The sequence below is a fragment of the Trueperella sp. LYQ141 genome, from assembly GCF_046599555.1.
GTDB lineage: Bacteria > Actinomycetota > Actinomycetes > Actinomycetales > Actinomycetaceae > Trueperella.
In genome coordinates this window covers 297,871-318,665 of record NZ_JBKIWQ010000001.1, presented here as the reverse complement: position 1 = coordinate 318,665, position 20,795 = coordinate 297,871, and the positions used below count along the sequence as shown (strand labels likewise).

Annotated in this window: 16 protein-coding genes; 9 read left to right on the top strand and 7 right to left on the bottom strand. The window is 55.5% G+C overall.

Features of this window, described 5'->3' with window-relative positions:
• Positions 1-536 precede the first annotated feature (536 nt).
• The gene (locus ACLHIJ_RS01320; RefSeq protein WP_411298317.1) at positions 537-1,256 is read right to left on the bottom strand and encodes a TetR/AcrR family transcriptional regulator; all 720 of its coding nucleotides are present in this window, start codon (positions 1,254-1,256) and stop codon (positions 537-539) included.
• Between the two features lie 121 nt (positions 1,257-1,377).
• Between ACLHIJ_RS01320 and ACLHIJ_RS01315 the strand changes: the two genes are divergently transcribed.
• Positions 1,378-4,104, top strand: a complete 2,727-nt coding sequence (locus ACLHIJ_RS01315) for a YhgE/Pip family protein (RefSeq protein ID WP_411295944.1) — start codon at positions 1,378-1,380, stop codon at positions 4,102-4,104.
• Positions 4,105-4,551: 447 nt separating this feature from the next.
• Here the strand turns inward: ACLHIJ_RS01315 and ACLHIJ_RS01310 are convergent, their stop codons facing one another.
• The 5 genes from ACLHIJ_RS01310 to ACLHIJ_RS01290 all read right to left on the bottom strand — a co-directional run bounded on the left by ACLHIJ_RS01310 (position 4,552) and on the right by ACLHIJ_RS01290 (position 8,934).
• Positions 4,552-5,496 (bottom strand): L-lactate dehydrogenase, encoded by a 945-nt coding sequence (locus ACLHIJ_RS01310; protein ID WP_411295945.1) that lies wholly within the window; start codon positions 5,494-5,496, stop codon positions 4,552-4,554.
• 48 nt (positions 5,497-5,544) lie between these two features.
• Positions 5,545-6,321, bottom strand: a complete 777-nt coding sequence (locus ACLHIJ_RS01305; RefSeq protein ID WP_411295946.1) for a hypothetical protein — start codon at positions 6,319-6,321, stop codon at positions 5,545-5,547.
• A gap of 2 nt (positions 6,322-6,323) precedes the next feature.
• Entirely contained in the window at positions 6,324-6,482 is a 159-nt protein-coding gene (locus ACLHIJ_RS01300) for a ribbon-helix-helix protein, CopG family (protein WP_411295947.1), read from the bottom strand.
• A gap of 351 nt (positions 6,483-6,833) precedes the next feature.
• Positions 6,834-7,889, bottom strand: a complete 1,056-nt coding sequence (locus ACLHIJ_RS01295) for a S66 peptidase family protein (protein WP_411298316.1) — start codon at positions 7,887-7,889, stop codon at positions 6,834-6,836.
• A gap of 64 nt (positions 7,890-7,953) precedes the next feature.
• Positions 7,954-8,934, bottom strand: coding sequence for a sugar-binding transcriptional regulator (locus tag ACLHIJ_RS01290; protein WP_411295949.1), 981 nt, complete (start codon positions 8,932-8,934; stop codon positions 7,954-7,956).
• Between the two features lie 178 nt (positions 8,935-9,112).
• Between ACLHIJ_RS01290 and ACLHIJ_RS01285 the strand changes: the two genes are divergently transcribed.
• The 8 genes from ACLHIJ_RS01285 to ACLHIJ_RS01250 all read left to right on the top strand — a co-directional run bounded on the left by ACLHIJ_RS01285 (position 9,113) and on the right by ACLHIJ_RS01250 (position 19,722).
• Entirely contained in the window at positions 9,113-10,315 is a 1,203-nt protein-coding gene (locus tag ACLHIJ_RS01285) for an ABC transporter permease (protein ID WP_411298315.1), read from the top strand.
• A gap of 267 nt (positions 10,316-10,582) precedes the next feature.
• A complete protein-coding gene (locus ACLHIJ_RS01280; protein WP_411295951.1) occupies positions 10,583-11,590 on the top strand; it encodes a substrate-binding domain-containing protein in 1,008 nt (335 codons plus the stop codon).
• 221 nt (positions 11,591-11,811) lie between these two features.
• Positions 11,812-13,524: a sugar ABC transporter ATP-binding protein gene (locus tag ACLHIJ_RS01275; protein WP_411295952.1), complete on the top strand. Its 1,713-nt coding sequence runs from the start codon at positions 11,812-11,814 to the stop codon at positions 13,522-13,524.
• 17 nt (positions 13,525-13,541) lie between these two features.
• The gene (locus ACLHIJ_RS01270) at positions 13,542-14,156 is read left to right on the top strand and encodes an SIS domain-containing protein (protein ID WP_411298314.1); all 615 of its coding nucleotides are present in this window, start codon (positions 13,542-13,544) and stop codon (positions 14,154-14,156) included.
• A gap of 3 nt (positions 14,157-14,159) precedes the next feature.
• A complete protein-coding gene (locus ACLHIJ_RS01265) occupies positions 14,160-15,764 on the top strand; it encodes a xylulokinase (protein ID WP_411298313.1) in 1,605 nt (534 codons plus the stop codon).
• The gene (locus ACLHIJ_RS01260) at positions 15,715-16,638 is read left to right on the top strand and encodes a hypothetical protein (protein ID WP_411298312.1); all 924 of its coding nucleotides are present in this window, start codon (positions 15,715-15,717) and stop codon (positions 16,636-16,638) included. Before ACLHIJ_RS01265 ends, ACLHIJ_RS01260 begins: the two co-directional genes overlap by 50 nt.
• Before the next feature lie 3 nt (positions 16,639-16,641).
• Positions 16,642-17,283 carry a transaldolase family protein gene (locus tag ACLHIJ_RS01255; RefSeq protein WP_411295956.1) on the top strand — a complete coding sequence of 214 codons (642 nt, stop codon included), beginning with the start codon at positions 16,642-16,644 and terminating at the stop codon, positions 17,281-17,283.
• Positions 17,284-17,727: 444 nt separating this feature from the next.
• Complete coding sequence (locus ACLHIJ_RS01250; protein ID WP_411298311.1) at positions 17,728-19,722, top strand: MFS transporter; 1,995 nt, start codon at positions 17,728-17,730, stop codon at positions 19,720-19,722.
• A 207-nt stretch (positions 19,723-19,929) separates the two neighbouring features.
• Here the strand turns inward: ACLHIJ_RS01250 and ACLHIJ_RS01245 are convergent, their stop codons facing one another.
• Entirely contained in the window at positions 19,930-20,766 is an 837-nt protein-coding gene (locus tag ACLHIJ_RS01245) for a PRD domain-containing protein (protein ID WP_411295958.1), read from the bottom strand.
• Between the last annotated feature and the right edge of the window lie 29 nt (positions 20,767-20,795).

Genomic DNA, 20,795 nt, shown 5'->3' with positions numbered 1-20,795 from the left:
GGTGGTGGAGAGGAAACTCTCCACCACCGTTTTTATTAAGCATGCACTATTCAATTTTTCCTAGCGATGACCGTTACCGCCGTTCAGTAGCCACACACCGCGTGCCCCTGCAGTAGTTCACCTGTTTGCCCGAATTTACGACACAGCACGTCGGCTTTTGCCCGCTTTACGTCAGCCCAAACTCACACCCAGTAGCAACGATCTGCTTCGGGAAACGTCGATAATTTCACCGCACGATCTTGGCTTCCGGCGATAACCAGCTTCACCTACTCTCAGATACAACACGCCATTCGACATATACCATCTCGCTTACCCCCCCCCGTCATTACCTAGCTCAAATACCCTATCTACCAAGGAATTCAGAACTTTCGTAATATCTGTAGCCATATTCTGTAGGCAAGAATTACTCCAATAGCGTTAATCCATGCCTATTACACAGCTTCACCACCGGCAACATAGCCAGAGCTTGCCCTACGATAGCGAGATAGCCCGACCAGGCGAGCACAGTGAATGACTACGCGGATTGGCTAAGCGAGCTAAACGGATTTTTCCACAGCGGGTGCAACTGGGCCGTCATAAACCGAGATCATCTTCAAAAACATCGGGATAGAGCCGCGAACCGCCACCGCAATAGAGGCTCGCGTCACGGATTGATCGTGATGATGTTGGAGGAGTAACCGACGGTAGAGCCGCTCCGCAAAGGCTAATACATAGTGGCCCAACATGTGCGAGGGCATATTGAGCCGGTATCCGCTGTCCATCAAGGAGTGATCGACGACCTGCGCGATGTGCTGGGCTAGCCGCTCTTCGTATGAGGACATCAGTTTGCCGATTATCTCGTGCCGTGCTCCGTACAGATTTAGTTCTTCTTGCAGGAGGTAAAAATCGCGGGTTAATGGTAGCGCACAACTAATTCTTTCGGCCGCTTCCATGAGGCGCGCCTCTGCTTCGTCTTGATTGTGCGGCGGCGAGTGAAAGACTACTTCTTGTTCTGCCCGAGACAGGATATTTTCGAGTTGGGCAAGCCGGTTATCGACGATGGCCTGCAGGATATGGTCGAGATCGCGGTAGGAGGAGTAGAACGCGCCACGGGTGAATCCGGCTCGCCGGCAGATTCGCTGAACGCTGATTTGCGCCATTCCTTCTTCCGCGATCATTTGGGCTGCTGTTTCGCGCAATTTTTCGGCGGTATCTTGCCGACGCGCCGTGGGAGGTGTCGCCAGCCGTTTGGCTCGGGCCTCCGCAATTTTCCCCACTGTGCGCTCCTTCCACGCCGTTGTGTCAACTGTAACACGAACACACTTGATACAGGGGTGTATCATTACGTATCGTCGATACTCTCATATCCTTGCCGATACCGACAGAAGAAGGTGCGCCATGGTTCGTTTTGCTGGTAACAAAATTGCCAACATCGTCATTGTGATCGCTCTTGCGCTCGTCCCCTTTATGTACGCCGGTATCCTCACCTGGGCATACGAGGCGCCCCTTGACCGAATGGATCGCATCCCCGCGGCAATCGTCAATCTCGATCACGAGGCCCAATCCAGCTCTGCTGACGGCACAACACACACCTTCGCCACCGGAGACGAACTCGTCAAACGCTTAACCTCCGACGAAACCCAAGCAGGTTTCGATTGGCATATCACCGACGAGGAATCCGCCCGAGCCGGGCTGAAAGCTGGCACATATCAAGCCATGCTCCTCATCCCCGAAGATCTCTCAGCACATCTGGCAGCAATGTCTGACCCAACCCAAACCCAACAGGTCAGCTCAACGATTCACCTTTATACCGACGATGGAGTCAATTACCTGACCGGCACAATGGCCTCCTCCGTCGCCCTCAAGCTCCAAGAAGCCGCCGCCTCGCAAGGCGCAAGCAAATATATCGACTCCCTCCTCCTATCTATGGGACCACTGCACGACGGATTCTCTCAGGCCGCTGCCGGCGCCGGAGCCCTAGCCGAAGGTAGCGGGAAACTTGCCGCTGGAGCAAACGATCTCGATACCGGCGCCACCAAACTCAACACCGGCGCACAATCCTTGGCCAGCGGCACCGGAGAACTTAAAAATGGCTCCGCCGCGCTATCTTCCGGTGCTGATACGTTGGTATTAGGCGTCGGGCAAATCGCCGACGGCGCTCGCCGACTTTCCACAGGTGCTGCCGGTTTGGATACGGGCATTACGCAATACACTGCTGGCACCGCACAACTTGCCGCCGGCCTCGATGCCGTTAACACCGGATTAACCGTCGATTCCACCAACCCCGACGGCACAACCCGTCCGTCTTTCCTCACCGGATTCACCCAACTAGTCGCCCAATTCCACCCAGGAACTGGCGGGGCTAGCACATTGAAGGACGGAGCTAGCGCGCTAGCAACTGGTGCGACCGCAGCCGATAACGGCCTCACGCAGCTCAACACCGGAGCACAGCAGCTCCTGACTGGCGTCACCCAAGCCAGTCAAGGCGCACATGACCTGCACAGCGGCGCTACCACTCTCAGCGCTGGCGCACAAGAACTTGCTAATAAGCTCGGCGCCACAGACGCTCAATCCCTGCACGGCGGGCTGGCGTCTTTGAAAGAACTGACGGATGGGCTCAATCAAGCCTGTAGTGGCATTGGCAAGATTGATCCGGTCTGTATCGGAATCAGCACCAAACTAGCGGTGAAAGGTATGAGCATAGCTGACCTCTCCCGCGCTATCGATACGATGTCTGCTGGAGTTAGTGCCGCCTCAGATGCGGCCAATCAGATTTCCGCTGGAGGAACACAACTAGCCACCGGCTCTCAGCAGCTTGCTTCCGCATTGACCGCCGGAAACGACCCTGCTCATCCCACTATCTTTGACGGGGTGCAGCGCATCGTAACGAGCACGCAGCCCTCTGCCGATGGTCTTGCCCATCCAACAACATTGAAGGACGCCACCAGCGCCCTCGCCAGCGGGGCAAATACCCTCCACCAAGGCATTGATACCGCTGGAGCTGGTGCCGATCAGCTAGCTAGCGCCCTATCAGGGCAGATCGTTCCCGGAATTCAACAGTTGCGATTCGGCGCTCTGACCCTCAACAATAACTCCCCTGCTTTGATCTCCGGCGCTAATCAGATTCATAGTGGCGCAGCGGCGCTGGCTGCCGGATCAACTACTGCCGAATCCGGCAGCCAGCGTCTGGCCGCCGGTGCGCAACAGCTCGATTCTGGATTAGCTACTGCCCATTCTGGCGCACAACAATTAGCGCAGGGCACGAGCCAGTTAACCGACGGAGCGAAGGTCCTGCATGAGGGCTCCACACAGGTGCAGGCCGGATCTCAAGAATTGCAACATAAGCTCACCGAAGGAGCGAATAAGATTCCGGTTTTGGGCACCACCCAAGCCGCCCATACTGCCGAGATTGCCGCACAACCCATTGACGTGCAAGCCACTCGCCTCAATCCGGTATCAACGAACGGCATTGGCTTTTCCACTTTCTTCATGTCGCTGTCACTGTACGTCGGGGCTATCGGTATCTTCTTCGTCATTCCTGCCTTAGATTTACGCCGCTCTGGCCATGAGCCATTTTGGAAGTCGGCAGCGCGTTCAGCCAGCACTGCATGCCTTTTCGGTATCGCTCAGGCAGCTATCGTCGTTCTCGCCCTTGAGTTGCTCCTCGATCTGCATGCGGCCGATATTATGGGCCTGCTTCTCATCAGCATCCTGTCATCCCTGACGTATGTGGCGATGAATCAGGCCTGCCTGGCGGTCTTTGGCTTCCGTGGACGCTTCTTCTCCCTTGTGCTGATGTGTTTGCAGCTCGGCGCTGCCGCAGGCACATTCGCTTCCGAAACCTTGCCGAAGTTCCTGCAAGTATGCAATGCCATTTTGCCCATGCCTTATACCGTCCGAGGAGTGCGCACCTTGGTTGCTGGCGGCTCTGTTTCGCTGACGGGCGTGGTAAGCGTCTTGCTCGTGTGGATGCTCGTCAGCATTGTCGTCACCTTGTTTGGCGCATACCGACGCACTGGGCTTAAACCAATGCCTTATGATCCAGCTCTGGCGTTCCCTGGTGCTGCCCCAGAAGATCGCCGCTCGTTGGTATCTCAGATTGGTGCGCAACCGGCACGCTCCTGAGGTATCCCTAATCGGGGCTAGGTGGGCGTATGCCAGTCCTCCCAATGCATGACGCCCACCTAGCCGTCCACACCATACGGCTCGCCAGCACGGCGAAAATTATCCGTACTGGCGAGCCGTAGCAGTTATTCAGTTATTCGCTTTTGGTAGCGGCACCCTGGGCATTGCTCATGTAGCATACATCGTGCCGCGAACGTCGTTCTTTCGCCTTACCACGCGATACCGATCAGGAGGAATGCGATCACAGCCGAGAGCAGCCACCGCCAAACCTAGACTCGAGGCCACATACCGAGCGGTCTGACCCTTGCCACTCCACACCCTGGCCCTCTGCCCGCTCCAGACCACAACATGGCACGCCGCAGGCAAAGCCCCTTAGGAAGCAGGCTATTACCCCTCTCCCTCCTCAACCACATAGGGCGGAAAAGAGGGATACCCAAATATCCTCAGTTAGTACCCGAACTGCGCCGCGACTTGACGTACCGACTGGGCGGAGGCATGCAAGCCATCTAGCTCATTTTGCGTCATCGCCGGAACAACTAGGCGACCAACGCCCGAGCGCCCGACAACCGTCGGCATCGATAGGCACACATCATTAATGCCAGCGATCCCGTCAATATAGGAGGATACCGGCAGGATCGTGCGCTCATCACGCAGGATTGCCTCCACGATACGCGCCCCCGATAGACCGATCGCGTAGTTCGTCGCACCTTTGCCTTCAATGATTCGATATGCCGAGGCCATCACGTCATGCGCTATCTCTTCACAGCGCTGCTGGGTAATACCGCCCCATTCCTTAACTGGCACACAACCGATATTCGTGGAGGACCACAAGGCAATCTCTGAATCGCCATGCTCCCCAACGATATAACCGTGAATCGAGCGCGGGGCAACACCTAGTTCTTGGGCAATCAGGAGTCGATACCGCGAGGTATCCAGCACGGTTCCCGATCCGAACATGCGCTCGCGGGGTAAGCCCGTGATTTTCATCGATGCGTACGTCACTACGTCAACCGGATTAGACACCATCAGGTAGATCGCATTGGGCGCTACTTCGAGAATACTGGGCAACATTTTTTCCATAATGCCGATCGTCGCACCAGCTAGCTCCAACCGGCTCTGACCTGGTTTTTGCTTTGCTCCGGCCGTCACGATAACAATATCGGACCCGCGGCATACCTCTGGATCATCCGATCCCAACACATTGGATACATGGGCAAAGGTCTGCCCCTGGGCAATATCCAAAGCCTCCGCTTCAACTTTGGCTCGGTTAATATCGTATAGGGCGATATCGCGCGCTGATCCTCGGGTAAGACACGCATAGGCAAGCGTGGCACCGACTGCCCCTGCCCCGAGGATGGAAATTTTCGTTGGACGAGAAATAGTGTCACTCATGGCGACAGCCTAACGAGTTTTCTCTTCTAACGGAATGGTCTGATGGACCTATCTTTCCTCAGCCGGGTGAATCTCCACGTGGTGACCGTCTGGATCATGAACGTGTACTTTGGTTGCCGCCGTATCCGTCACTACCTGCGCTGGGTAACCGGCTTGAGTGAGCCGACGGGCAACTTCCGCTAAGGGTTGTGTTGTTTGGAAGCTCAGGTGAACGAGAGGGACTGCGCCACCAACAGGATTGGCAGCTTCTTCACGGACAACGAGCTGCCCCGCATCACCGTGATGCAGGCCGATCCACCCCGAACTATCCGAAGCAGACATCTGCTCCCACCACGAATCTGCTCCTGGGGCACTATGGAAGCCGAGCTGTTCAAAGAATTTCCGATCTGCGGAAAAATCAACGCTGTAGCGTACCATCATGACCTCTACCGATGACGACTCATTCGATGGTGACTCGTTTTCCTGATCGGTGTATCCATAGAGATCATGGCACCATTCATTGATCCATATACCACCACCAGATGGATCAATAATGCCTGCCTGCTTTCCCCAGGCTTCATCCCACACCTCGATCTCGACGCCACGGGCACACATCTCCTGAGCATACGTCTGGGCATCATCAACCAGTAAGACGAGATGCGCCTCGCCAGGATGCCCAAAATCTGCCCCGCTAGCGCCGTGCACGGCAACCGACCCAGCTTTACCGCGCAGGACGGTGTATTCTTCACCGCTGGTGCGAACTGGGCTCAGACCAATCGCGCGCAGAAAATCCGTCATGCGCTGGGGCTGAGTGGTGAAGTAGTAGGGGCACACACTGATATTCATAACTATTCCTCGCTCACTGTTTGTTCGCCACTGGCAAGATAATGCGTCAATGCGGCCGTCACTAATGCTGATAGCGATATGCCCTCATCAACTGCGCGATGTTTGACCTGCCTAATTAGCTCTGGGTCGAGATAGATATTGAACTGCTGTTTTGCAACCATATTAGTATACTAGCATGCTAACGATGAATCGCAATAGTGAACAGCACACAATTTATTCCCGACGTCACCTGCGTCGCCGCCGATATGAACAGCAGCAACTAGCCCCGACCACACGGCACACCCAGCACATCACATAAGAAATACGCAAATGAGATTCACCGCTTCACCATCCGGAGAACTCATCGCCTTCTCTCAGGCATATCAAGAGGGGCTCCAGCACCACACATAGGCCACAGTAGAGCACCGCACACCATAAGACCCCTACGCACGCTATCCGCCATTCCGCCAAGAATTTTGCTATTAACCACTACACAAGACAGGCTATTCGCGACCATTCAACACCCCAAACAGTTAGCGCCTGTAATGTGCACACACCTGTTGCGCCCGCGGATCGAGCGTCACCTCCCCGCCATACGGAAGCAGAAGTTGCGGGCGCGTATGCCCGAACGGCACACCCAGGCAAATGACCGCATCGGGAGCATAACGCTGGCACGCCCCCACAAGAACCTCATCCATCGCCCGTCGGTACCGCTCCTGCTCCGCAAGCGTCGGCTGGTAATCCAAGGTCGTTGCCGGAACGCGCGCCAACATCACCCCAGAAAATCGCTCCAGCAAACCACGTTCCCCCAAAGCCCGCAAGAAATAGCCGAAAGCAAGCGGCTCCATCAGATCATCGGAAAATTCCAGCAACAAAATTGCCCCATCCAACTCCGCATCCACCGGAGCATGATCGGCCAGAAAGATCTCCTGCAAAACCTGGACACACCCACCCCAGGTGCGCGCACGAATCTGGCGCGAGGATCCAGCCCATTGCCACGGGCCAACCTGCTGGCGCACACCATACTCCGTCAGCGCTCGCGGATCAGCCCAATCATGACCATGATCTTCACTCTCACCAGGATTTTCCAACACCAGATCTACACCAGCGAGCGCACTGCACAAACACTGCTCATGCCAGGAATCCACCTGCGGGCCAGGCCCAATCTGCACCTGCGTCGAACCACCATAGATTGATGGAATCCCGTGGCGCCACAGCCAGTTAAGCAAATGAGTGTTATCCGAATAGCCGAAAAACGGTTTCGGATTTTCCTGAATAATCTGCGCATCAAGATAAGGCAAAATGGTGATCTGATCGCTGCCGCCCACGCTGGTCATAATTGCCGTGATCGCCGGATCGGCAAAAGCCATATTGACGTCATGCGCTCGCTGAGCAGCAGGAGCTTGCAACATTCGGGTTGTCGGAAACTCCACAACCTCACAGCCAGTTATTTCCTGCAAACGACGAACGGCTTGCTCATGCACACGCAGCCCGTATGCCGGCCCTGCCATTGCCGGAGAAAGCACTGCAATGCATTTATCTTTCTGAGTAGCTACCCTGCCGCAGGAACTCGCCAGCACCTCGCCCATTATCTATCTCATCCCCACCTTAACCACACGCCCATAACGCAATACAGACCGCCACAAACAGCCGTTAGGCTCGTTCTGGTGATTTCTTTTGCGCCCTGTCGAGTTTATCAAGTTGGACGATGCGGGCGGCCGTGGCCGTGGTCGTCACCAGCGTATTTATCACTCCCGAGCGAACCATTGCCAAGATAGCCTGAGCTTTTTCCACCCCGCCAGCGACCGCCACAACCTGCCGAGTATGGCGTAGCTGCTCAACACTGACGGAAATGCGCCGACGCCCTAATGCCGTCTTAACCGCCGTCCCATCGGAGGCGAAAAACAATCCAGCACAATCCGCCACGACTTGGGCCCGATCTAGTTCTGCCACATCGGCTGCTGGCAGCACTTTATCAAGCTGCGTGATACGCTCCGTCCACGAACCAACCGACAGCAGGGCAACATCGAGACTGTCATAACGCTCCATTACCTGCACTGTACTGGGCTCTCTGCGCAAACGCTCTGCCAGTTGAGCACTGGAGGCAAACATCGGCGCAGCTAAGGCGAAAGTGCGATACGGGCGGTTATCCGCAATGGACGCGATGATACGCAAGGGCGACTGCTGAGCATCTGCTTCCAACATGCCCGTCAGTTGCACCAAATTAATGGGGGGAAGTAGTGGGAGGTAACGCCCGATACATGCCAGGGTGCGCCCCCAGGACACCCCAATACTCATTCCACCACGCACGTATGCCCCGAGAAATCCGGCAGCGGCTCGCCCCAGTTCTTCGCGCAGCTCATCTGGCCCTGCGGGATCGGGAACCAGGATAACCTTTTCCACCTGTAGGTTTTGCGCTAGATAGCGATGCAGATCTTCAGCTTGCACCGTCGGATCAACGACTTCAAAGCGAACAATTCCGCGTTCGCGCGCCGCCTCTAATAACCGTGCAACCTTAAATCGAGAAATCCCCATATGCTCAGCAATGGCAATTTTGCTCTGCCCATGAAGATAAAACGAACGGGCGGCTTGAACCATTAATGCCACTTCCGTTAGGGAATCATCTGCTTCCATAACTCACACCTCGACCACAAGATACGCGCGGAACTACTTACTATACGTAGCATCTTCTATTCTACAGCGCTCAAATGAGCGTAATATATTTGCTCAATTGTTGACATTAGATGTGAGCGAGCTTATGCTCTAGATAATCCACAGCAATGAAGCTGCACGTCATAACGAAGGAGTCGAAATGAAGGCTCGCCGACGAGTACCTCAAGAACTAGGCGTTTTCGGTGTTGTTATCCTGGTGGCAATCATCATGGGTCTGCTGTCCCCACAATTTCGCACCCCGGGAAACCTGAGCGTCCTCCTCCTCAACGGCAGCGTGGTAACATTCCTCGCACTCGGGCAAACCTGCGTCCTGCTAACCGGCGGAATTGACCTATCTGTCGGCTCCAATATCGCCCTCACCGGAATGATCGCCGCCCTCGCCATGAAAGCCGGACTCCCCTGGTGGGCCGGAGCTGCCCTTGCCATAACAACCGGAATCGTCGTCGGGCTATTTAACGGCCTTGCCGTTCACTACGGCAAAATGCCACCCTTCATCGTCACCTTTGCCACCTTCGGCATTTCTGCGTCCATCCCGAAAATTTTGACGAACGCAAAATCCATCACCGTCGAAGACCCCATGTTTGCTTTCTTTGGCAGAGGCTCCCTCTTTCACATTCCCATCCCCATCATCATGGTTATTGTTGCCGCCATTGCCATCAGCCTGCTCCTAACACGAACAGCTACTGGTGTTCGGATCTATGCCGTCGGTGGCAATAAAGAAACCGCCCGCCTCGCCGGCATCAACATCGCCCGAACCACTGTTTTGGTCTACGTCATCTCCGGCGTATGCGCCTCATTCGGCGGCATTATCACCGCTTCTCGGCTCATGGTCGGCTACCCCACCGCAGGATCTGGAACAGAGCAGTTCTACTCCATCGCATCTGCTGTTGTAGGCGGCGTCTCCCTATTCGGTGGCATCGGCACGGTGCTGGGCGCTTTCCTCGGATCACTACTCATCGCAGAAGTCTCCAACGGCATGAACGTTATCGGGGTCGATTCCTACTGGCAGCCCCTCGTCATCGGCGTCATCATCCTCCTCGGAGTAGCTATCGACACTAACAAATCCGCTTTGACCGCCCGACGCAAACGAGGGCAAAACACCTCCGCCGAAATCCCCGCACCCGATACCACCCCATCCACGGGAGTTACCTCCCACTCATCCACTCAGTCAGCAAGCGGCAGTCGGTCACTCGCTCTCGTTTCACAAGCTGCCGAATCAACCCAACAACGCTCAGGCGACTCGGCGCAGCTTCAACCCACAACGCAGCGCACACCAACGCCTCGCGAAACCCACTCCACAACACAAACCCCGCCGGCACAACCCCCAACGCCCGGCACATAACGCCTACTAGGCCAGATCGGCACATACGCTTCCATGCCAAGCACTACGGAACCGCCACAAACGCTCAGATAGCACGAGATAGGGCGAACCGCAGCTAAGGCAAAGGGAAACGACCATTCTCCCAGCCAGTGCGAAACGATCACGGAAATAATCCCGCACTACCAAAACAGATACCACCCCTCCTCACAACCCAATCCTCATACGACCAACATAGCGACTCATCCGAGTGCCCCCGCACCGGAACCATCACCTACAAGGAGAGAAAACATGCGCAAAACCATATTCGCCGCATCCGCATCTGCCCTCGCCCTCGCCAGCCTCGCCGCCTGCGGCGCTGTCGATACCGGCACCGGCAACAATAAAGAACAAACCGGCGCAGCCAGCAGCGAGGTCAGCGTCCCCGAACAGTGCAAAGCAGATGGCGCCCTACTCGCCGTCCTACTGCCCAATCAGACGAACCCGTACTACGTCGCAATGAAAGAAGGCTTCGAAGAAGCCGCCACCACCCACGGTTTCAAAGCTGAAGTGCAAATCGCTGGTGACGATGATGCCCAGCAGCTCGCCCAGGCTGAAGCCCTCCTGCAAAAGAAACCCTGCGCACTGGCACTCAATCCGGTGAAATCTGAGCCCGCAGCAGCTATCGTCAAAGCCGCCAACGACGCTGGAGTTCCCGTCTTTACGGTCAACGTTCTCGTCGATTCCAAAGCCCTCCAAGCTCAGGGCGGCAGCATTATGCAGTACCTCGGGGCCGATAACCGCGCCGGCGGAGAGCAAGTTGCCGAACAGATCCTCACAGATTTTGGCAAAGACGCAAAACTCAATATCGGTTTCGTCACCGAACCAGACGAAGTGCCCGTCGTGATTCGCGACGAAGGATTCTCTGAGAAAATCGCCAGCGATCCGAATGCAAAAATCGTCGCCAAGGTAGACGGCAACGTCAAAGTCACCGACTCCCTCAACGTCACCTCGGAAATGTTGCAGGGCAACCCCGATATGAACGCCATCTTCGCCTCCACTGGCCCGGCAGCCCAAGGCGCACTGGAAGCAGTCCAAGCCTCCGGCCGCGACGTGAAAGTTTACGGTTTCTGCGCCCCCGAACTACCGCTGACGGCTACCTACCCCGGCTGCGTAGCCCAAGAACCTAAAGATTACGGCATGCGCGTCGTCGAACAGATCCGCAAATTTGTTAACGGCGAAAAGATCGAATCTGAGATTCTGCGCCCGCTGAAGGCATACGTCAAGGGGCAGACCCCTGCTCCCGGCGAAGTAGGCTGATCGCCGCCTACCCGTCATTTCTCCTACCCGCCCGCGCCCTGCAGGGCTAAAGTCCCGCAGCAAAGCGAAAGCCGCAACCCTGCAGAGCAACGGCAACATATCTCGGCTCGTTGGTGGCACTGCGAGGAACACTCCTTCAACAGCCTCGATCGTGCCACCACATGCCAGATACCCATTACGGAACCCGATACACCGCAAGAGATAACAGAAAGGTGACCCCCATGAGCACCCGTGGACTGAGAGCCATCGACATCACGAAAGATTACTCCGGAGTGCGCGTTCTCATGGGGGTGAGCCTCTCGCTAGCTCCCGGGGAGATCCTTGGATTAGTTGGGCACAACGGCGCTGGAAAATCCACCTTGCTCAAGATCTTCTCCGGCGCTCACAAACACTCTGGGGGACATTTGATCGTTGACGGCAAAGAGGTCACTTTCACTAGCCCAGCCCACGCCCTCCACCACGGAGTGTCCACCGTCTATCAAGAGCTTTCCCTACTGGGTAATCTCAGCGTGACGCAAAACGTCTTTCTTGGTCGAGAAATTAGCTCCCTACGCGGCCTGGATAAGCGGCGCATGAGCGCACAAGCACGCGATATTATCCAAGAATTCGGCTTAGATCTTGACGTTGACCGGAAAGTCTCCAGTTACCCGATGGCGACCCGCCAGCTCTTAGAAATCGCGATAGCTGCCTCACGCCAAACTCGCTACCTGCTGCTGGATGAACCAACCACCTCCCTAGAAGGTGAGCAGGTCAGCCACTTACTTTCCTACGTGCGAAACCTGGCCACCGATAAGAATATTGGGGTTCTCATCGTCAACCACAAACTTGATGAGTTATACGGGGTAGCTGACCGTATCGTTGCCCTGACGAACGGGCAAGTCGTCATTGATGCCCCAGCAGCCACCGTTGATCGCCGCCAAGTCGTTGCCGCCATTGCCGGGCATGCTTATGCCCAGGCCGACCATCATGCCACAGATCCGCTTAGTGAAGCCGAATCCCGCGCTAATGCGAGCGCACCCGGCGGTGATGGCAGTGGGGCAGAATCTCAAACCAAAGCAGCAACATCCCACACCACGATAGCTACATCCCATGCCGGCAGCGCCGAACCTGGCAGCGAAAATGCCCAATCTCGCAGCGGCACACACCTCAGGACGATCACACCCACACAGCGCGACACCTTAGAACAAGCCATGGCGATTTCTCATGTGACTTCGCCAGCACTGAACGGAGTTGACCTAGATATTCGCGCCGGAGAAATCCTGGGCATCTACGGGCTTTCCGGCTCGGGGCGTTCAGAAACCCTACGGGCAATCGCTGGTCTGGATAAAATCACTGGCGGAGAATTCCGCGTCTTTGGGCAGCCTTACCGCCCACGCACCCCGCGGCATGCAATGCGCTACGGCATAGCTTTCGTCACCGAAGAACGAAAATACGACGGTGTTGTGCCGCAAATGAATTCCTACCAGAACACGGCACTTCCTGTGCTCAATCAGTTCACCACTAATTTCTATCTACACACCCGCCGAATGCGTAACGCCACCTCGCAGCGCTTGAATGAACTCGGATTACGCGGCGATGCCCGTCAGCCCATCGTTTCCCTATCAGGTGGCAACCAGCAAAAAGTGCTGCTGGCTCGCGCCCTCATGCAAAATCCTCGAATTTTATTGCTTGACGAACCCACCAAAGGCGTCGATATTGGCGTCAAAGGCGAGATATACCACCTCTTGCGCCGACTCGCCCACCAAGAAGGGCTCGCCGTCGTTGTCGTCTCCAGCGAAGAAGAAGAGATCTTAGAGGTATCCGATTCCGTCTGCGTCTTTGCTGGTGGAAAAGTCATTCACGGCCCAGTTCCCACCTCCACGATGACGCAGGCCACGCTCCGAGAGTTGTCGTGGACGGAAACCCCCACACCCTTGGCCTCATCCACCCATTAAGAAAGGTCGCGATCCTTATGGAAGACCACGAACTATTAGCGATTGCCCAGCAAGCTGCCCGTATTGAAGCAGCATCTCTATGCGATGTCGCTAACCAGCTAACCGATACGACTGTTGCTATCGCCCGTCGGATTATCGCCCTAGCCGGAAAAGTTATTATCACAGGCGCCGGCACTTCATCTTTTGTGGCCCGACGCATGGCCCATCTGTTATCCGTATCCGGCTCACCTGCCTTATTTATGCACTCTATGGACGCCCTGCATGGCACGATGGGGGCCTTACAAGCCACGGATTTACTCATCATGTTTTCTAAGAGCGGGGAATCTGATGAACTCGTCCGACTGTGCCAGGCTGCGCAACATAAGGGGGTGACGGTTGTGGCTGTAACTGAAAATACTCATTCCTCCCTCGGGCAGGTTGCCGATATTGTCGTCACTCTTCACACTGCCGATCAGGCAGATCCGGGCAATGTTCTTGGGATGGGATCGACGTTGACTGCGAGCCTGTGGGGAGATTGCGTGGCGCGGGCGGTCATGGCCGAACGCGGGTGGAATATCTGCGATTCTATTGATATGCATCCGGCTGGCGGGGTGGGAAAACGGGCCGATGAGCTACGCAAGGAGCTGAGCTAAATCATGAGCAATCCAGGTTCGCTGGTGCTGGGGGTGGATGCTTCCACCCAATCGGTTACGGTGGAAGCCCGACGCAGCGAGGATTTTACTGTGGTCGGATCGGCGCGTATCCCCTTGGCACGGGCCGTTCCGCCTTGCTCAGAACAAGATCCCCATTCGTGGTGGGCAGCCCTGAGCCAATGTTTGAGCAGGCTGCGCGCTGATGGTATTGATACCCGCGCTATCAGCGCTATCGCGGTGGGCGGGCAATGCCACGGGCTTGTCGCGCTCGATTCGCACGAGGAGGTTATTCGCCCGGCAAAGCTCTGGAACGATACGACCGGCGCTCCATATATTCAACAGCTTGTTCGCGAATATGGCTCGGATTATTGGGCGAATATCTGCGGGAGCGTCCCCACGGCCGCATTTACTGTCGCCAAACTCGCCTATTTAGCAGCTCATGAGCCCGATACCTGCCACCGTCTTGCCCGTATATTACTGCCCCATGATTATCTGAACTTCCGACTCAGCGGAGAATTTTTTACTGATCGTTCCGAAGCATCAGGCACTGGCTATTTCGATTCACGGGCCAACGAATATCGCCGCGAGGTCATCGCGCAGTGTTTGCGTGCCGGATTACGTATCAACCTTGAACGCGAAGATGTGCGCACCTGCCTGCCACCAGATGAAAACCATCTGGCCAGCCACAATACTGAGGAAATAGCCGATCAGTGGGCCAAGCAAATCGCTGAGCGTGTTACTTTACCTGAGATACGTTCTGTCGAGAATATTTCCGTGACGGTCAGTGACGATGCCGCCGCTGAGCTGGGTTTGAGCCGCGGGGTTCGCCTCGCTCCCGGCGGCGGAGATCAACATTTAGCTGCCGCCGGAATCGGCTTAACCCCTGGAGATCTGTGCTTTAGTTTAGGGACCTCAGGTGTCGTCTTTACGATCAGCGATACTCCGATTATTGACCCCTCCGGCATGATAGATGGTGTTGCAAGCGTAACTGGTACCTGGCAACCGCTCGTCTGCACCTTAAATTGCACCCTTATTACTGACCATATAGCGCAACTGTTTGGTGTTGATGTTGACGAGCTTGGCCAATATGCACTGGCGGCTGATATTAGCGCTCCACGCCCGGTGATGGCTGCATATTTTGGCGGTGAACGCTCTCCGCAATACCCGAATGCACGCGGTTTATTAGCCGGAATTTCCTCCGATACCGGCCGCGCCGAGCTGGCGTGTTCCGCTTTCGAGGGAGTTATTTTTGGGCTATTGCGCGGGGTACGAAATATGAATAATCACGGTATTGCCACGGATGGGCGCGTATTGGCCGTCGGTGGTGGTGCCCGATCTGCTGCTTATCGCCAGCTCCTTGCCGATCATCTGCAACGCACGGTTGCGAGCGTTGACGTGCCCGAAGCAACTGCGCGCGGTGCGGCGCTGCAAGCTATGGCGGTACTGCATGGCACATCCATGACGCAGATGTGCCGTCAGTATGCCCCTGAGGAGAAAACGCGAACTCACCCGCGAGCGCTCCCCTGGCCTGAGGCCTTTTCTTCATATCTTCACGCCTGTGAGCTATCGGCCGCTTTTTGTTCCGAGGGTGCTTCCCATGCCGGTTAATCCCATGCCGGTTAATCCCATGCCGGTTAATCCCATGCCGGTTAATCCCATGCCGGTTAATGCGCAGCCGTCTCAGTTTCAGCCACGGGTTTCTTCAATGCCGGTGGCTCATCGCATACCGGCTGTTGCTATGTCAGATTTCTGTGAGAAACCAGCAGACGGTGGCGAGCTGGCGGGGGCTATCGGCGTACGCATAACCGACGAGGCACGCAGAGATGACGAGCCGGAGCCAGAGGGAGACGCGAAGCTGGAGATTTGGCCTTCGCTTTATGCCCGTATAGCTGACCCGCTGGGGGAGGTTCTGGCGGAATATGCCGCACTGGGGGTCAGCCATCTCCATCTGGATCTTATGGATGGGCATGCCGTTCCGGCGCGTTCTTGGCCAATCACTGAGGTTCGGCAAATCCGTAATCAGTTTGCCGGTTTTCTTGAAGTCCACGTCATGACCCATGAGAGTGCCCGTATCGCCTGCCAGTTAGACGATATGGGAGTTGACCGCATTATTGTTCATCCGCATTTGCTGGCACATGCCTCGCTTCCCGAGCTTGAGCATGCGCGGTGGGGAATTGCTGTGCAACTGACGGATCTTCTCGACACGGAGAATCTCGCTATCGTGGCGAGCTACTGCGAGGCGGCAGATAAACTGTTGTTCATGTCCGTCGTGCCCGGAGTGGCTGGCGAACGCTTCTGCCCGGCGGTGTATCAGCAGATTGAGCGAGCGCGCCAGCAGGGGTTATGCCACGGGAAAGAGATCTGTGTTGATGGTGGAATCGGTCTGGCACAGTTACGTTCTCTAGAGCAGGCTGGGGTTCACTGCGTTGTCGTCGGGCGCCAGTACCCCCGTGTTGTTGCAATGCTGCAGGGATTGGAGTGAGCCATGTTGTTCATTGATAGCGCCGATATAGCGGCCATTACTGCTTTACAACGGAGCGGGATTTTTCGCGGTGTGACGACGAATCCGACCATCTTTGCTCGGGCGGGGCGCAACCTGCGGGAAATCCCTGATCTCTATGCCGCGTTGAATGAGCTGCATATAGAGATCATCATGTTCCAAGCTGTTGGGAGTAGCGCCTTGGAGATGAGCCAGCATGCCCGCAATATTGCACAGCTAGGCTCGAACGTCATTGTTAAAATTCCGGCTGCGCCGATTGGCTATGAGACAATCGCGGCGTTAACTGCTGAGGAGTTTCCCGCTCCTATTCTTCTGACGGCGGTCTATCATCCGGCGCAGGCAGTTATTGCCTGTGAACTTGGCTGCTGGGGAATTGCGCCGTATGCCGGGCGGCTCAGCGATATGGGGCGTGACCCTGTTGTAACGATCGGCAAGATGGCAGATATTTTAAGTGGCAGTAGTACACGTGTGTTAGCAGCTAGTTTGCGTAATGCCGATATTGTTGGGGATTTAGCGGCGCGGGGAGTTCGTGATTTTACCGTCAGCCCGGAGACTGCTCACGAGCTTATCCACAATCCAGATTCTTTGGCGGCCTTAGCGGGATTTGATCGCGATGTTCGCTGGTAAATGCGGGTGCTACTGGAATAATTAGAGAATAGTCAGCATTTCGCGTGAAGAACCGCTGTACTTGACGATATGCAGTTCTCGGTTTGAAAGTCACCTTGCATTATTTGCAAATTACTACAAATATCGCGATGTTCGCTGGCGGCACGAGTAGTTTGCCGTCGTTCAAAATAGCTCTCGCCTACGAGCAATTCCCGGCGCCTCAAAGAACTCCGAACTCCGAACTCCCAACCCCCATAGAAAATGAAGAAGAACACATTTTCTACCTTGCCCTCATCCCGAAAATTCCGCGTCTTTTAGCGGAAAAACTGCTTTTCTTTAGGGCATATAGCTGACTTACGAAGCGCAAAACAAAAATGCTACGTTGTGCCACGCGCGCATTTTTTGCGCGTTAACGTCGTAGTTACCTGCGGCGTTATTTCTTTGTAACAAGGAGAACTACGCTATATGACCCATGCGGCTTCGCACACGCAGCACCGTCCACGCACCGCGCATCCTGGACTTATCCTGGCAGCCGTTGCCACCTCCAGCTTCCTGGCCACCTTTAATGAAACCTTCCTCAATGTTGCGCTAACTCCGATTATGCGCGAGTTTTCGATCAACGAGGCGACGGTTCAATGGGTGACGACCGCATACATGCTGGTGGCCGCCGTGGCTGTGCCGTTAACCGGATTTTTGTACCGCAAATACCCCACCCGTCGGCTCATGCTCACCTCTCTCGGGCTACTGCTTGCCGGTTCAGTGATCGGGATTTTTACTCCGAGCTATCCGATCCTCATTCTCGGACGGGTTATTCAGGCGGCTGGCACTGGCATGATTGTGCCGCTGGGCATGAATCTCACTCTCGCGGTTGCGCCGCCACAAAAACTCGGCACGTACATGGGGATCGTCTCAGCGATGACGACCCTCGGCCCAGCTTTTGGCCCAATTGCCGCTGGCGGTATTTTGGAGTTCACCTCCTGGCATGGTCTGTTCGTAGCTTTTGCCATCATGATCTGTTTGGTCATTGCCCTGAGCATGGTTGCCGTGACGGATATTGCTGAGTTGAGCAATCCCACGCTGGATGTGATCTCCACGGTTTTGGCCTCCCTTGGACTTATTGGAACGATGTACGGGGCGTCCATCCTGTTCTCTGGTCAGGCTCTGACCGGCGGAATTATTTTCCTCCTTGGAATCATCATCTTGGCAGCCTTTATCTTGCGGCAACGCACCTGTGCTCACCCGCTGTTGCACCTGTCGCCGTTCCGTATTACTGGATTCAACTTGGGGCTTCTCGTCGTTGTTATTGCACTGATGACGGTGTTCTCGATGAATATGATCCTGCCGGTCTTTATGCAATCTGCTCTCGGTTTTAGCCCGTTGAAGGCCGCCCTGACCTTGCTGCCCGCCTGCCTGGTTTCGTGTCTGCTTGCTCCGGTGGCGGGCAAGATCTTCGATAAGCATGGGCTGCGTATCATGGTCCCACTGGGGATGATCGTCATCGTGGCGTGCGTCTTTGGCTTATCGCGTAGCAGCGCATCGACGACTTCAGCAATGCTCATTGCACTGTATGCGCCCACTATTGCCGGATGCGCGTTAGTGCTTGGGCCTTCGCAGTCCTTTGCCTTATCTCGCTTGGATACCCACCAGTATCCGCATGGCACCACAATCGTCGGCACGAGTTTCCAGTTGGCTGGCTGTTTCGGTTCGTCGTTGTTTATGGGCGTCTTTTCTATGGCGGCTCAGCGTTCTGCGGCAAGCAGTTCGGCTGCCGTAGCTGCTGCGAATGGTTTCCGCGTTGCGTGTATGGTGGCCTGCGCATTAACTTTCGTCGGCTTGCTGCTGACCTTCGCCTTGGCTCGTACCGAATCTCGGGGCGCTCAAGCCTCTCACACACAGCACCCCTCGCACGTCGTGCATATTTCGCCTGAGGGCAATAGTGGCTCTGCCTCAATTTCTGCACAGCCAAGCGCTTCTGATGAGCTTTCTACATCTATTGGTCTTGCTCCCTATTCCACGGCAGCGTCAGTAATGGAAACTGACGTGTTCTACGCTCCGGCGTCGGCAACGGCCTATGATGTTTTGGCGCTCATGGTCTCACATCGCACTTCGGGTCTGCCCGTGCTTGACGATAACGGCGCACTCGTCGGCTTTGTTACCGACGGGGCAATCCTGCGAGCACTCTCCAGCGAATCTCAAGACAAGATCAATATGGCCTACGTATTTGCACTGTGGGCACAAGGTAAGGCAATGAGTGATCGAGTCGCGGAGCTAAAGGAAATCCCGATTATGGATCTGGCTTTCCGTCGGGTTATCTCCCTCGATAAGGATGCGCCTTTGCAGACGGTGTGTGAAACCCTCTCGGATCGCCACGTCAAGAAGGTGCCGGTTACTGATGGTGATCGACTTGTTGGCGTGATCAACCGGACGGAGCTACTGCGTTCTATGGTGAGCGTGGCATAGAGCAGCATCGCACTATCTGTTAATGCACCAGGTGCGGTGTGCCGGCAGACATTATCCGGCACACCGCACCGCTTTATTTATACTGCGGTGCAGGTTTGTATATCCGCCGCCTACGCCGGCTTATCCTCCCACCTGCTAGCCCAGCGGTCGCCACAACCGGCAGCTTCACTACCAGGGTCGCGGTAACGTCATTTTTAATAACTGGAATTATTTATCAAAGGCCAATCGGGCAACGTGCAAGGTTAAATAGGACAATTCATCATCCGTCAGCGCAGCCCCTAACCGCAGTTCCATAATCGCACCAAGGTGTTGTGCACATTGGAAGGCCTGCGGGTAGGTTTCCTGAATGGTTTGCGCCAATATCGAATGATCACTGACGAGTTGCCGGTGTTGGGTGATACGCACAAATAAATAGCGCAAATGAGTAATGAAACGCGCAACGTGGACGGAACTGGGATCAAAACTCATTCCCCAGGTCGCCTCCACCACAGACAGCATCTGCTGGATAACTCCGGTCATCTGATAGGTCTGCGATAAATCCCCACTCGAAAAGCCCGCATTAACGAGATGTAAGGAAATTGCTACCGCTTCACTATCGGGAAGGGGCGTGGGAAGATGACGGTTAAAGATCTCCAGCAGATGCCGAGCCTGTGCGTATTCGCGCGAATAGAGGTGACGAACCTCAGCTTCCAGCGGGTATTCCACCACCATCTCGGTTTCGATCCGCTTTAGCGCGAACTGTAAGTGGTCGGCGAGTGCCACGACTAACGTCGGGCTGGCCTGCATGCGCTCACTAGCGCAAATTTCTTTGAGCGCATTGCCAATAATGTAGAGATGGTCGGCAGAGATATCTGACAATAGCTGGGCCATGTGGTCAGAGTCTCTGCCGTCCATCGGAATGAAAACCCGGAACAGTTTCGTCTCATCGACGAGATCCCCCGGTCGGGCCTGGAATCCCAGACCGCGACCCGTCGCAATGACGTCTTGGCCTTGCTCATCGCTGGCCAAAACAACATTGTTGTTGAAAACTCGGAGGATCTTCATTCGCTTTATCCAGGCTCGTTTTTGTTATC

Bases quoted from the DNA above. Each gene is read 5' to 3' on its own strand.
- ACLHIJ_RS01315 (WP_411295944.1), top strand. From the start codon at position 1,378: ATGGTTCGTTTTGCTGGTAACAAAATTGCCAACATCGTCATTGTGATC.
- ACLHIJ_RS01310 (WP_411295945.1), bottom strand. From the start codon at position 5,496: ATGAGTGACACTATTTCTCGTCCAACGAAAATTTCCATCCTCGGGGCA.
- ACLHIJ_RS01305 (WP_411295946.1), bottom strand. From the start codon at position 6,321: ATGAATATCAGTGTGTGCCCCTACTACTTCACCACTCAGCCCCAGCGC.
- ACLHIJ_RS01300 (WP_411295947.1), bottom strand. From the start codon at position 6,482: ATGGTTGCAAAACAGCAGTTCAATATCTATCTCGACCCAGAGCTAATT.
- ACLHIJ_RS01295 (WP_411298316.1), bottom strand. From the start codon at position 7,889: ATGGGCGAGGTGCTGGCGAGTTCCTGCGGCAGGGTAGCTACTCAGAAA.
- ACLHIJ_RS01290 (WP_411295949.1), bottom strand. From the start codon at position 8,934: ATGGAAGCAGATGATTCCCTAACGGAAGTGGCATTAATGGTTCAAGCC.
- ACLHIJ_RS01285 (WP_411298315.1), top strand. From the start codon at position 9,113: ATGAAGGCTCGCCGACGAGTACCTCAAGAACTAGGCGTTTTCGGTGTT.
- ACLHIJ_RS01280 (WP_411295951.1), top strand. From the start codon at position 10,583: ATGCGCAAAACCATATTCGCCGCATCCGCATCTGCCCTCGCCCTCGCC.
- ACLHIJ_RS01275 (WP_411295952.1), top strand. From the start codon at position 11,812: ATGAGCACCCGTGGACTGAGAGCCATCGACATCACGAAAGATTACTCC.
- ACLHIJ_RS01270 (WP_411298314.1), top strand. From the start codon at position 13,542: ATGGAAGACCACGAACTATTAGCGATTGCCCAGCAAGCTGCCCGTATT.
- ACLHIJ_RS01265 (WP_411298313.1), top strand. From the start codon at position 14,160: ATGAGCAATCCAGGTTCGCTGGTGCTGGGGGTGGATGCTTCCACCCAA.
- ACLHIJ_RS01255 (WP_411295956.1), top strand. From the start codon at position 16,642: ATGTTGTTCATTGATAGCGCCGATATAGCGGCCATTACTGCTTTACAA.
- ACLHIJ_RS01250 (WP_411298311.1), top strand. From the start codon at position 17,728: ATGACCCATGCGGCTTCGCACACGCAGCACCGTCCACGCACCGCGCAT.
- ACLHIJ_RS01245 (WP_411295958.1), bottom strand. From the start codon at position 20,766: ATGAAGATCCTCCGAGTTTTCAACAACAATGTTGTTTTGGCCAGCGAT.